Origin of the sequence: Rhizobium sp. IBUN (assembly GCF_000510625.1) — a bacterium.
Lineage (GTDB): Bacteria > Pseudomonadota > Alphaproteobacteria > Rhizobiales > Rhizobiaceae > Rhizobium > Rhizobium altiplani.
Map to the genome: position 1 here is coordinate 11,818 of NZ_AZNV01000007.1, position 12,373 is coordinate 24,190.

Consider the following 12,373-nt stretch of genomic DNA (forward strand, 5'->3'; position numbering starts at 1 on the left):
GTCAGGAAGGCGACGACATAAATGGCAACCAAGGTCAAAGAAAACGAAGAAGCGGAAGTCGAACGCGACGGCGGCACCGACGGCCCTCTTCTCGATCTTTCCGATGACGCGGTCAAGAAGATGATCAAGGCCGCGAAGAAGCGCGGCTATGTAACGATGGACGAGTTGAACGCCGTCCTGCCGTCAGAAGAAGTGACGTCCGAGCAGATCGAAGACACGATGTCGATGTTGTCGGACATGGGCATCAACGTCATCGAAGACGAAGAAGCCGAGGAAGCCACGGCCGGCGGCGACGATGATGATTCCGGCTCCGACGACGAGAGCGAAGGCGGCGAGCTCGCACCTTCCGGCGGCACTGCCCTTGCGACCGCCAAGAAGAAGGAACCGACCGACCGCACCGACGATCCGGTTCGCATGTATCTGCGCGAAATGGGCTCGGTGGAGCTGCTGTCGCGCGAAGGCGAAATTGCGATCGCAAAGCGCATCGAGGCCGGCCGCGAAACCATGATCGGCGGCCTCTGCGAAAGCCCGCTGACGTTCCAGGCGCTGATCATCTGGCGCGATGAGCTCAACGAAGGCACGACGCTGCTTCGCGAGATCATCGACCTCGAAACCACCTATTCCGGCCCGGAAGCCAAGGCTGCACCGCAGTTCCAAAGCCCCGAGAAGATCGAGGCTGACCGCAAGGCCGCCGAAGAGAAGGAAAAGACGCGCCGCGTCCGTTCTGGCGACGACGACATCACCAATGTCGGCGGCGAAGGCCTTCCTCCGGAAGAGGAAGAAGAAGACGAAGACGAGTCCAACCTGTCGCTCGCCGCTATGGAAGCGGAACTGCGCCCGCAGGTCATGGAAACGCTCGACATCATCGCCGAGACGTACAAGAAGCTGCGCAAGCTTCAGGACCAGCAGGTCGAGCAGCGGCTCGCTGCCACCGGCACGCTGTCGTCTGCCCAGGAGCGCCGGTACAAGGAGCTCAAGGATGAGCTCATCAAGGCCGTCAAGTCTCTGTCGCTGAACCAGAACCGCATCGACGCCCTCGTCGAGCAGCTTTACGACATTAACAAGCGCCTCGTTCAGAACGAAGGCCGCCTGCTGCGTCTCGCTGAATCCTACGGCGTCAAGCGCGACTCGTTCCTCGAGCAGTATCAGGGCGCCGAACTCGATCCGAACTGGATGAAGTCGATCGGCAATCTGGCGGCACGCGGCTGGAAGGAATTCGCCAAGGGCGAAAACACGACGATCCGCGACATCCGCCAGGAGATCCAGAATCTCGCAACGGAAACCGGCATCTCGATCTCGGAATTCCGCCGCATCGTGCACATGGTGCAGAAGGGCGAGCGCGAAGCCCGCATCGCCAAGAAGGAAATGGTCGAAGCGAACCTTCGCCTCGTCATCTCCATCGCCAAGAAGTACACGAACCGTGGTCTGCAGTTCCTCGACCTCATTCAGGAGGGCAACATCGGCCTGATGAAGGCGGTCGACAAGTTCGAATACCGCCGCGGCTACAAGTTCTCGACTTACGCGACGTGGTGGATCCGTCAGGCGATCACCCGTTCCATCGCCGACCAGGCCCGCACGATCCGTATTCCGGTGCATATGATCGAAACGATCAACAAGATCGTCCGCACGTCGCGCCAGATGCTGCACGAAATCGGTCGCGAGCCGACGCCGGAAGAACTGGCCGAAAAGCTTGCCATGCCGCTCGAAAAGGTCCGCAAGGTCCTGAAGATCGCCAAGGAGCCGATCTCGCTCGAAACCCCTGTCGGTGACGAAGAGGATTCACACCTCGGCGATTTCATCGAGGACAAGAACGCGCTGCTGCCGATCGACGCCGCCATCCAGGCGAATCTGCGCGAAACGACGACCCGCGTTCTGGCATCACTGACGCCGCGCGAAGAGCGCGTGCTGCGCATGCGTTTCGGCATCGGCATGAACACCGATCATACGCTCGAGGAAGTCGGTCAGCAGTTCTCGGTTACCCGCGAACGTATCCGTCAGATCGAAGCGAAGGCGCTGCGCAAGCTGAAGCACCCGAGCCGTTCGAGAAAGCTTCGCAGCTTCCTGGACAGCTAAGCTTCCACCTTCGACTGGAAACATCCAAGAGCCGGGCCCTGTGCCCGGCTTTTGCCTTTCTGGCACCCTTGCGGGCCGTGGCATTTCTTGTTGTCGCATAGGGACAGGAGTAAGGTAGACACTACGGGGGACAGGACCGACCACAGCGCGTGAGCGAAGGTCGCCATAGCCTGTTGCGTAGGGCCAAGACCCTCCGGTGGGAGGTGTGCAATGACCACTTACATCGTGCTTATTAATTGGACGGATCAGGGCATTCGCAACGTTCGCGACTCGGCAAAGCGCCTGGACGCGGCAAAGAAGCTGCTTGGCGACATGGGCGGCTCCTTCCAGAATTTCTTCCTTACCTTGGGCGATCACGACATGGTTGCTGTCTGCGAGGCGCCTGACGATGCTGTCATGGCGCGCTTCGGGCTGTCGCTTGGGATGGCGGGTAATGTGCGCACCAAGACGCTAAAGGCGTTTCCGGAGGCTGCCTATCGCGAGATCATAGGCTCGCTCGGATAGCCCTTGACCTTCTCGCAGAGGCGAATATGCGCAAACATGTGGAGGACGTGCCGCGCGAAAACGGTTGCGTTCGCGTGGCACGAGGCTTTTTTGTTTTACGGCTTGATGATGCCTTCTTAAAAGGCCACATCGGTAGCGTGGCGCAGGGCATCGTTCATAGGCATGCAGCAGACTTCGGGAAAGAAATGGGGAGCATTCGGCTGGGGCATCTTTGCCTCCGTTCTGCTGCACCTTGCCGTCGTCGGCTTCTTTCTCGTGAAGCTGCCCGTACCTGCGCCTCAGCCGGAGGAGGAAACCGTCAGCGTCGACCTCGTGCCACCGCCAGAAGAAAAGAAACCAGAGGAAAAGAAACCCGAGGAGAAGCCGCCGGAATTGAAGATGCCGGAAGAGCCCAAGCCAGAGGAGCCGAAACCCGAGGAGAAGAAGGCGGAGGAAAAGCCGGCCGAGAAGCCGCCGGAACCGCCGAAGCAAGAGAAGGCCGACCAGCCGCCGCCTCCGCCTCCGCCACCACCGCCTCCGCCGCCGGAGCAGGCAAAGGCGCCGGAAGAGAAACCGCCGGAAAAGCCACCGGAAGCAGCAGCTGCAGAGGATGCCAAGTCCAAGGAGCAGTCTGGCAAGGGGCAGCCGCTGCCGGTGCTGCGCCCGGTGACGGAATTTGGCGACAAGGATACCGGCCCGGAGAAATCGACCGAGGGGGATGCTTCCGTCGCGGGTGTAAAGTCTGATACGCCGAAGCCTTCACCTGAACCCAAGCCTGAAACCCAGGAAGATCAGGTGAAACCGGAGCAAACGACAGAGGCAGCCAAGACACCTGAAAGCAAGGAACCGCCGGCCAATCCGGTCCCTGATGATGTCGACCTGCCGCGGGTCGACCTAGCGGAAAGCCATGCCGAGAAGAACGGTCCAGCCGCCGGCGCCGAGAGCGAGGCCAAGACCAGCTTTGAGCGGGGCAAACCGCCCAATGCAACGAAGCCCGATGCGACGGCAACCGCAAAGGCGGACAAGCCCGTCGAGCTGACGGAGGCGAAGACATTGTTCTCGCGGAATATGACGAATGATCCAGTGGCGAGAACCGCAATGGGCGATCTGCCGCGGAGTGTTCGTGTCGACCAACTCTGCGGCACGGAGCTTCGGCAGCAGCTGATGCATGGTTCCCCGTCATATCGGCCGGAACTCCTGCCATCCTACCGCTTGTCAAAGGGCACCGTTCTCCAGGTCCGGAAAGGCGCATTTCGGGCTGCGGGCCGCTGGTATGATGTCAGTTTCCGTTGCGAGGTGGACGATGGGGCCACGAAAATCCAATCGTTCAGCTTTGCCGTCGGCAATCCGGTTCCAAGGAGCGAATGGGCGAGCCGCCGTTTCCCGATGGACTAGCGTTCACCAGTTCGGCGCAAGACAGTCCGTTTAACCCTTTCCCATCGCCACATGTCGGTGGCGTGTGAAAGGACAATGAGATGTCGAACGAAATCGAGCGCTTCTTCGAACTGCAGGATGAAGCGACCAAGGCTGCCTTTTTCGAGAATCGCGGAGACGAGCTCACCGATATCCTGGTTGCCGCGCTCGATGATGTCTGGGCGATTCTGGCAGACAAGGATCTGGGCGAAACGCTCCATTGAGCACTTTGGCCAGCATGATCGCTTGAGGCGATGGGCAGCGAGGGGTGTCGCTTGCCGTTGTTTTCGGTGGCTTCGGCTGGCACTATGCGGCTTCATCTCTGAAAGCCCACTCATGGCCCGCAGTCAATTTCGCATGTTCAGGTCGGCGGTTGCCGGCATTGAGGCCGTGGCTGCCAGTAGCGGCCGGAGCTTCGCGCGCCATACTCATGAGCAGTTCGGCATCGGGCTGGTTTCGTCAGGTGCGCAGAAATCGCTGAGCGGGCGTGGGATGGTCGAGGCTGGTGCCGGCGACATCATCACGGTCAATCCGAACGAAGTGCATGATGGCACGCCGATCGGTGAGGGCAGGTCGTGGCGAATCCTCTACTTCGACCCTGCGGTGATCACTGCCAACCTCTCCGAAGTTACAGGGGGACGACGATCGGCGGTCGAGATTGCGCATCCGGTGCTGCATGACAAGGCGATCGCGGCGCACTTCGAGGCAGTTTTTGCGCTCTTGGCCAACGAGGGAGGGCGGCAACTGCAGCTGGAGCAAGCCCTGCTTGAACTCGTCGCCCGCGTCTTTGCGGAGGCCGTCCCGAACGATCGGCCGGGTGCACCCCAGGCCATTCGGACCGCGCAGGAAATGATCGACTCCGATCCTACAGCGGCAATCTCTCTGTCCGACCTGGCCCGTGCGAGCCGGCTCAGCCGGTTTCAGGTATTGCGGGGTTTCGCGAAAGCAACCGGCATGACGCCACATGCCTATCTGGTCCAGCGCCGCATCCATCTTGCGCGGCGTCTGATCGCGGGCGGCGCACCCTTGGCGGAGGCCGCCATTGCCAGCGGCTTCGTCGACCAAAGCCACATGACGCGCGTGTTTGTGCGGAAGTATGGGGTCTCTCCGCGCGCCTATGCCAATGCGGTCGCCTGACTGCGCTGCAATTTCATACAAGATCGCGAGATAATTATGGTGTTTCTTCTGCGCAAACAGGAGAAGGCGATGCAGCGACATTTGCAAGGTTACCTCTATCTGACTCTGGCGATGATCACGGTTGGCAGCACCGTTATCGCAAGCCGGGTCATTGCGTCAGGCATGCCGCCTTTCACGGCGACAGCTCTGCGCTTCGCCGCTGCCTTCCCGTTCTTCCTGCTTTTGATGGGTATGACCGGGACCCGCCTGCCAAGCTTGCCGCTTCGCGACTGGATCATCGTCTTCGTTCAGGCCGGTGCGGGCAGTGTTGGCTACACGACCTTGCTGATCTCAGGCCTGAAGCTGACCACCGCGGCCGACGCGGGCGTCATCATCGGGACGTTGCCGGTTGTCGCCGGGGCGCTTTCCGTCGTTGTTCTGCGCGAAAAGCCTCGTTCGTCGATGGTGTTGGCGATCGTGCTGGCGACAACCGGCGTTTTGTTCATCGCGCTTTCACCCGATGCCGGAAGTGGATCCCTGCCTGGCAACGCACTGGTTTTCGGAGCCGTGATCTGCGAAAGCCTGTTCATACTCCTGAACAAGAACCTCAGCACACCGATCTCGGCGCTGACGCAGTCTGCATTGATGACGGGGATTGGCTTCGGCGTCGCCATGGTGGCGGCCGTCTTGGCAGAAGGTGTGCCACGGGAATTCTCGGCAGGTGCGATGTCGGCAGTGATCTACTACGCGCTGGTGCCGACCGTTGTCGGTTTCATCCTTTGGTATGCCGGGGCGGAGCGTGTGAGCGGCGTCGAGGCGTCGCTTTTCACCGCAGTCGCACCGGTTTCCGCGTTATTGATGGCCTTCGTGATACTCGGTGAGCCGCTGCATTCCAACCAAGTCGCCGGCGTCGGCTGCGTGCTGGCGGCTGTCCTAGGACTCGGCTTGTTTCAGCGACGGGCGATGGCGGCAAAGTAGCGTTGTTGGCGGTGCCGTTCACGGGCGGCGGAAGCGAGGACCCGCCACGGCCGCTCCTGCAATTTGATGGCGCGGCTCCTATATCTGAGTTCTGGCCGAAGGAGCTGCCGATGTCTGCACAATCGATGAAGATACCCGGTCCCGATCACCCGATTACCGTCACGCCCAATCCTGCGCGCGTCGTCATAAAGCTGCGCGGGCAGGCTATTGCCGATAGTCGCAATGCGTTGTCGCTGAAGGAAGCGTCCTATCCTGCCGTTCAGTACATACCGCGCGCTGATGTCGATATGGCGCTTCTCACCCGGAGTGATCACCATACCTACTGCCCGTATAAGGGCGAGGCGTCGTATTTCAACATCGTTTTGGGCGGTGCGGAGGTCGTGAATGCGATCTGGACCTATGAAAGTCCGTATGCCGCTGTCAGCGAGATCAAGGAGCACCTCGCTTTCTATCCCGATCGGGTCGACTCGGTTGAGGAGTTGCCGGGCTAGTGCAGCTCATGGGCGAAACGCCGAATAAGGTAGTGTTCGCCGCGGAGCCGCGGATTCTTGGGAGGAAACAAGGACGGTCCGGCAGGGAAACCGGACCAGTCCCCGTAACTGATCGGAGGTCAATCGGATCAGAAAACGCAGTACCAGGCGGCGCCCTAGGTTGATCCAGGGCGCCGGGGAGTTTGACTAGAACGCGCGCTGCAGGCGGAAGAAGCCCTTCGTTACTTCGTCAGCGTCGTCCGGATCGGTGTAGTCGACGGTTGCCTTGGCATAGAGATTGTCGACGATCTGGTAGTCGACCGTGATGCCGACCTTCCAGGCATCGCCGAGGCCGTCGAACGAGTTGCCGTGGAAGGTGTCGAGATCGGGAACGTAGTTGCCGAAGTACTGGGCCATCGGGGTGATGGTCCACTTGTCGGTCGCCTTGATCGCGTATTCTGCCGCAACAGTCCATTCCGACTGAGAGTAGTAGGAGTTCGGACCAGATGCATAGACACCTGCCAGGCCGAGGGTGCCAGGGCCGATATCAGCGAAGATCATGCCTCGAACAGCGCCTTCTTCGTTGTCGGTGTCGTAGCCGCCGATGAGCTGGTAGCTGACTACGCCAGCCTTGCCGCCAACGCCGAGGGCGACGCCAACGTTGTTCGGGTTTTCACCGTCCTTGAAGTAGCCGTCTTCCAGTTCGTCTACGCTGATGCCGGCGTAGAAATCGCCGTTTTCATACTGGTAGCGAATGGAGTTGTGCAGGGTTTCAAAGCTGGAGAGAACGTCCGGCTCGCCGGAAAGGTCGTCATCCCACCAGCTGTAGAACAGACCAGCGCGGAAGCCGGCGATGTCGATATATGCCGAGTCCAGGGTCGAGTTGGTCGAAGCGTTGTCGCCGTTGTTACGGAGAACGATAACGCCGGTGAGCGGACCATACTCGGTGTCGCTCTTGGCGGTGAACTGAACCTGAGCGCGCGTACGGGCGTTCCAGTCCGAGGTGCCCTTCTGATCCGGGCCGCCATAGACTTCAAAACGCAGGTAACCGCTGACCTTGAGGCAGGTTTCGGTGCCCGGGATGTAGAAGTAGCCCGTGCCGTACGCGTCGCAGACGCGGACGTATTCAACTGGCTCGGGTTCAGCTGCGACGATTGCGTCAGCAGCAAAGACCGGCGTGGACGCAGCAGCAAATGCTGCGGCGGAGGTCAGCAAAGCCATCCGTATGTTCATTTGAAAATCCATTTCCTTTTCGAGTGAACTGCCACCGTGGGAGACGGGGCGGTTCCGATAGTCTGCCTTTCGGCCGGCGGATCAGCGAACCGCCGAAGCCTTAATTTCATCCTTGATTAAATCTATCAATTCTCCCGGTATGAAAATCCCTCGTTGAGACAGCCGTTTGGCTCTTTGTGTGGTTTTTATGTAACAATATCAATCACTTAGGCGAAAAGACACCTTGCGCCGCAACTCTGCGGGGCATCGCGGTGGCCGGTGCTGTTTTCGGAGGCTCGTGGGAGCGCGTCTGGCGCCATCATTGCAATGGCGCCAAAGGAAATCTCCCCGCAGATAGTCCCGCCGCCGGTCGAATTGAAGGGCGCTGATTGGAACGCAGTGTTCCAAATTTGGAACGAAATCTTGTTCGTGGCGGTTGGCATCATCTGCCGGGACAGGTAAGCGATAACGGGCCGCCGGCCTGTCGTGCTTACTGAAAGGGGTGCCCCATGCTCAATGCAGAGGGTGTTTTCCAGGATCTGAACGATTTCGTCTATTTTGCCGCAGTTGTTCGTCACAACGGCTTTTCCGCCGCCGGGCGGGTGCTGAACATGCCGAAATCAAAGCTCAGCCGGCACATCACTGCGCTGGAGACGCGGCTTGGTGTCAGGCTGCTCGAGCGAACGGTCAACCGGTTCCGGGTGACGGAAATCGGACGCGCCTTCTACAATCACTGCGAAAACATGCTGCGCGAAGCCGATCGCGCCGCCAAGGCGATTAACGATGCAACCGGCGAGCCACAGGGGCAAATCCGCATAAGCGTGCCGCACGGATTGCTGGACGGCTCTCTTGGCACCATGATCCCGGAGTTTCTCAATAGATACCCCAAGGTGCAGCTGCAGATACTCACCACGGATCGGCGAGTCGACATCATCGATGAGCGCCTTGATCTTGCAGTTCGGGCGCAATTGACCGAGGAGACCGATTCTGAACTGACGATGCGAGTGCTCAGCAAGGTGGATTTGATCCTTGTGGCCAACCAGAAGGTTGCGAGCTCGCTGCCGTCGATCGAAGGCGTCGAATGTCTTGCCGATGCACCAACGGTATCGTTTGCCGGGCCGGTGACGGAGTGGCAGGACATGGATGTCTGGGAATTCACCGGACCGGATGGCACTCGATACCGGCACCAGCACAAGCCACGCATGAGTTGCCGCAGCGTGTCGGCGATTCTAGAGGCTATCTATGCCGGGGTCGGGGTAGGGCTTTTGCCCGACCACATCTGCGCCGAGGGGATACGCGACGGCCGGTTGGTCCGCCTTCTGCCGGATTACCGGATGTCGCAGGCCACGATCTATCTCGTCTTTACGGCCTCTCGAGGACTGCCGACTGCGGTTCGGGCGCTCGTCGACTTTCTCGTGGAACAGTTCCGAACGCTGCGCGTCACCACGCAGTGCCAGGAGGCCGACATGCAGGCGCAGCGGCTTATCGAGTTGTCCGGCGCTTAGCCCGCGCCCGAGCGCAGCGACGCCGATCTTCGCCATTCGCCGCGCCCTAGAGAAGCTGTCGACAGTCGGCTCGAAATTATTCCCGGCGGCAATTCTCTTGCCTATCGCCGATCCTGCCTAATCTTAAGTTGAAGAGGGATGTCGGTCCAAGCCGCCTCCGTTCGTCCTTGGACGCGCAACAACGCTAAGGGAGAAAAACATGTCCTATGTCGATGGGTTCGTCGTGGCTGTGCCGCAGAAGAACATCGAGGCGTACAAGGCCTTTTCCGCCACCACCGGCGCAGTCTGGAAGTCCTATGGGGCCAAGGAATATGTCGAATGCATCGCCGATGATGTGCCATATGGGGAACTGACCTCGTTTCCCCGTGCGGTCCAGGCGGCAGATGATGAAGTCGTGATCTTTTCCTGGATCGTCTATAGCTCACGCCAGGACCGCGACGACATCATGAAGAAGGTGATGGCAGACCCGCGCCTTCAAGGCGACGCGTGGAAGTCCATCTTCGATGGCAAACGGATGATTTTCGGTGGATTCGTTCCCTTCCTGCAGCTTTGAGAGTTCGGAGGAAATGCGGTACTGACATAAGGTCAGCCGAACGTCTCGTCTCGCAAGAGATATGCAAGTGGAACATCGTTCATGTCCCAGAAGATCATCAGCATTTCCACCAGGGGGCAAGGATTTTACGAGTTTACAGCAGAAGCAGCATCTTTCGTTCGCGCCACTGGCGCGGCCGAAGGGCTGCTGACGGTTTTCGTGCGCCACACCTCATGCTCGCTGCTCATCCAGGAAAACGCCGACCCGGATGTTCGCACCGACCTCGACGGATTCTTCCGTCGATTGGTGCCACCCAGTTCCGATCCTTCGATGCGTTGGATTGTCCATACGACGGAGGGTCCCGACGATATGCCCGCGCATATCAAAGCCGCGTTGACGCAGGTTTCCATCGGCGTTCCGGTTATCGGCGGTCGGCTCGCACTCGGCACATGGCAAGGAATCTACCTGTTCGAACACCGCGACAGGCCGCATCGGCGCGAGATCGTGCTGCATCTCGGCGGCTGAACCTGAACTGAACGGCCAGTTCGAAGATCATTCATTTTCATAGGGTTATGGTCTGCACAATCCCGTACGGGAGATGTAAGCAACCATTTAGAGAGTCGTATCATGACCCATTTCATCACCAAGGCTTCCTTTGCCGCTCTTATCGCATTGGCCTCGATTCCGTTCGCTACGCCGAATGCCTCGGCTTCGGAATGGGGACGTCCACCAGTCCATGTTCAGCACCGTCCAATGCACGCCTGCTCGCCCGTGCAGGCGGTTCAGAAGGCACGTTGGTCGGGTTTGCGCTCAGCGCGCGTCACCAACGTTACGCCGCGCCGTGTCGTCGTTTCGGGCCGCGACCATCGCGGCTGGGACCAGATGGTCTTCGCCAACGTTCGCGGTTGCCCCGTGATCCGCCGCTAAATGACTTCGTCCACAATGGCGCCCTCGGCTTGCCTTGCCCGCGCCATTTTCGGCCTGCTCTGTGCGAATCGCATATGAATGCGCAAATCCGGAAGGGTTGGACCTGACCTTGCCGGCAAGAGTGTAGCGAATGGGGAAGGCCTTTGCCGTACCCGAGGGAGAATTTCGATGATGCAATTTCTGGCCAAGGCCGGCCTTGCGACGTTGCTCGTTGTCGGCACGGTCGCCGGGGTGACTGCGCCGGCTTCCGCCCAGGTAGACGTCTATATTGGTAGTGGCCGCCCGCCACCGCCTCCGGGTTACTACCGCCCGCCACCGCCCGACTATAACCGCCCGCCGCCGCGTGGCCGCGGCTGTGACCCGCGGCTGGCAGAAGACATCGCACGTGACTACGGCTTCCGTCGTGCACGTGTGGTCGACGTCACGCCTCGCCGTGTGATGGTCGAGGGCTGGACGCGCCGCGGCGCGGACGAAATCAGCTTCGCCAACGCCCGCGGCTGCCCGGTCCTGCGCCGCTGACGGCGACGATCGCCAGACCCTGAGAAAATAGAAAACCGCCTTCGCCAACGTCTTTCGACTTCGGCAAGGGCGGTTTCTTTTTAGGCTTGAGGAATCGCGTGCGAAGCCGTTTGAGCCGGTTGCTCATTGTCGCCGGTCTCGTCGGTTGAGGTCGCAAGCGACGCCTGATTGTCAGCGGAAACGACCGCCCGCGGCAGCGGCGTGCCGCGTTTCTTTTCACGAGCCAGCGTCAGCAAGCCTGAGCAGATGATGAGAACGATGCCGGCAGCCATAGCAAGGTCGATGGCGTCGTCGAAGATCAAATATCCGAACGCGATGGCCCAAAGCATCTGGCTATACTGCGGAGGGGCAACGAGATTGGCCGGCGCTAGCCGGGCCGCGGTCATCAGCATCACGTTGCCCGCCCCACCAAGCAGGCCGTAGCTTGCAATAAACAGCCACTGGCGCGGGGTTGGAACGACCATCTCTGAAAGCATCAGTATGCCGCTGACGGCAAGTGTGCCAAGCAGCGCTGCACCGTACAGCGACAGGCGCTTTTCGGCAGGCCCCATCTTTCGCATGATGACGATCGAGATTGCCGCAACCAGGCCGCCGATTGCCGCCGCAAGGTGACCAGCGGACAACTCGCGAAAACCCGGACGCAGCACGATCAGAACGCCGATGAAACCGACGACCACGGCCGCCCAGCGCTGCCAGCGCACATCTTCGCCGAGAAAGATGACTGACAGAATAGTTACGAAGGACGGCAGAAGAAACAGCAGACAGAAAGCCTCGGCCATCGGGAGCTTTGTGAATGTAATGATCGAAGCTATTGCTCCTATCGCGCCGCAAAAGAATCTCATCAGCCACAGAGTACGGTTCGTGCTCCGGACGATATCGAGCCAGGAATCATCCCTGCCTTTGATGAAGGGGAGCGCGGCGCAACCGAACAGCGCGCCGATGAAGGCGATCTGATAGGCGGGTACGCCGCCATGCAGGATCTTGATCGATGCGTCACTGAACGCGAACACGGCATAGGCGCCAAACGCGATGAGAACACCGCGCGTTGCTGAAGAGAGGGCTGTCATGAATCAGATTCGTCCGGGAGGAGAGTCTTCCAACTTTTACGGACAGCTGGCGGCAAAGCGATTGCCGATTGCGAATAG

The 12,373-nt window shown here is 59.9% G+C and carries 14 protein-coding genes; 12 read left to right on the forward strand and 2 right to left on the reverse strand.

Annotated features, from left to right (window positions below):
- The first annotated feature begins 21 nt into the window (after positions 1-21).
- The 7 genes from rpoD to RHIBUN_RS0108820 all read left to right on the forward strand — a co-directional run bounded on the left by rpoD (position 22) and on the right by RHIBUN_RS0108820 (position 6,554).
- Positions 22-2,073: an RNA polymerase sigma factor RpoD gene (rpoD, locus tag RHIBUN_RS0108790; protein WP_007534225.1), complete on the forward strand. Its 2,052-nt coding sequence runs from the start codon at positions 22-24 to the stop codon at positions 2,071-2,073.
- Between the two features lie 210 nt (positions 2,074-2,283).
- Entirely contained in the window at positions 2,284-2,577 is a 294-nt protein-coding gene (locus RHIBUN_RS0108795; protein ID WP_018116303.1) for a GYD domain-containing protein, read from the forward strand.
- A 162-nt stretch (positions 2,578-2,739) separates the two neighbouring features.
- On the forward strand, positions 2,740-3,951 hold the full coding sequence (locus RHIBUN_RS0108800; RefSeq protein ID WP_025659300.1) for a DUF930 domain-containing protein: 1,212 nt from the start codon (positions 2,740-2,742) through the stop codon (positions 3,949-3,951).
- An 80-nt stretch (positions 3,952-4,031) separates the two neighbouring features.
- The gene (locus RHIBUN_RS36780; protein WP_018116301.1) at positions 4,032-4,193 is read left to right on the forward strand and encodes a hypothetical protein; all 162 of its coding nucleotides are present in this window, start codon (positions 4,032-4,034) and stop codon (positions 4,191-4,193) included.
- 112 nt (positions 4,194-4,305) lie between these two features.
- Positions 4,306-5,106 (forward strand): AraC family transcriptional regulator, encoded by an 801-nt coding sequence (locus tag RHIBUN_RS0108810; protein WP_025659301.1) that lies wholly within the window; start codon positions 4,306-4,308, stop codon positions 5,104-5,106.
- Between the two features lie 69 nt (positions 5,107-5,175).
- Positions 5,176-6,063 carry a DMT family transporter gene (locus RHIBUN_RS0108815; protein ID WP_025659302.1) on the forward strand — a complete coding sequence of 296 codons (888 nt, stop codon included), beginning with the start codon at positions 5,176-5,178 and terminating at the stop codon, positions 6,061-6,063.
- Positions 6,064-6,173: 110 nt separating this feature from the next.
- Positions 6,174-6,554, forward strand: a complete 381-nt coding sequence (locus RHIBUN_RS0108820) for a DUF427 domain-containing protein (protein WP_025659303.1) — start codon at positions 6,174-6,176, stop codon at positions 6,552-6,554.
- A 186-nt stretch (positions 6,555-6,740) separates the two neighbouring features.
- Here RHIBUN_RS0108820 and RHIBUN_RS0108825 read toward each other — a convergent pair whose 3' ends face one another.
- Entirely contained in the window at positions 6,741-7,766 is a 1,026-nt protein-coding gene (locus RHIBUN_RS0108825) for a porin (protein WP_025659304.1), read from the reverse strand.
- Positions 7,767-8,254: 488 nt separating this feature from the next.
- On the opposite strand from RHIBUN_RS0108825, the gene RHIBUN_RS0108835 reads away from it, so the two are divergent.
- The 5 genes from RHIBUN_RS0108835 to RHIBUN_RS0108855 all read left to right on the forward strand — a co-directional run bounded on the left by RHIBUN_RS0108835 (position 8,255) and on the right by RHIBUN_RS0108855 (position 11,228).
- Positions 8,255-9,250, forward strand: coding sequence for a LysR substrate-binding domain-containing protein (locus tag RHIBUN_RS0108835; protein ID WP_025659305.1), 996 nt, complete (start codon positions 8,255-8,257; stop codon positions 9,248-9,250).
- A gap of 199 nt (positions 9,251-9,449) precedes the next feature.
- Complete coding sequence (locus RHIBUN_RS0108840; protein ID WP_018857167.1) at positions 9,450-9,803, forward strand: DUF1428 family protein; 354 nt, start codon at positions 9,450-9,452, stop codon at positions 9,801-9,803.
- A gap of 81 nt (positions 9,804-9,884) precedes the next feature.
- Positions 9,885-10,307 (forward strand): secondary thiamine-phosphate synthase enzyme YjbQ, encoded by a 423-nt coding sequence (locus RHIBUN_RS0108845; protein ID WP_025659306.1) that lies wholly within the window; start codon positions 9,885-9,887, stop codon positions 10,305-10,307.
- A 102-nt stretch (positions 10,308-10,409) separates the two neighbouring features.
- A complete protein-coding gene (locus RHIBUN_RS0108850; RefSeq protein ID WP_018857165.1) occupies positions 10,410-10,709 on the forward strand; it encodes a hypothetical protein in 300 nt (99 codons plus the stop codon).
- Positions 10,710-10,877: 168 nt separating this feature from the next.
- Entirely contained in the window at positions 10,878-11,228 is a 351-nt protein-coding gene (locus tag RHIBUN_RS0108855) for a hypothetical protein (RefSeq protein ID WP_025659307.1), read from the forward strand.
- Positions 11,229-11,308: 80 nt separating this feature from the next.
- On the opposite strand, the gene RHIBUN_RS0108860 is transcribed toward RHIBUN_RS0108855, so the two are convergent.
- Complete coding sequence (locus RHIBUN_RS0108860) at positions 11,309-12,295, reverse strand: DMT family transporter (protein ID WP_025659308.1); 987 nt, start codon at positions 12,293-12,295, stop codon at positions 11,309-11,311.
- Positions 12,296-12,373: the final 78 nt, after the last annotated feature.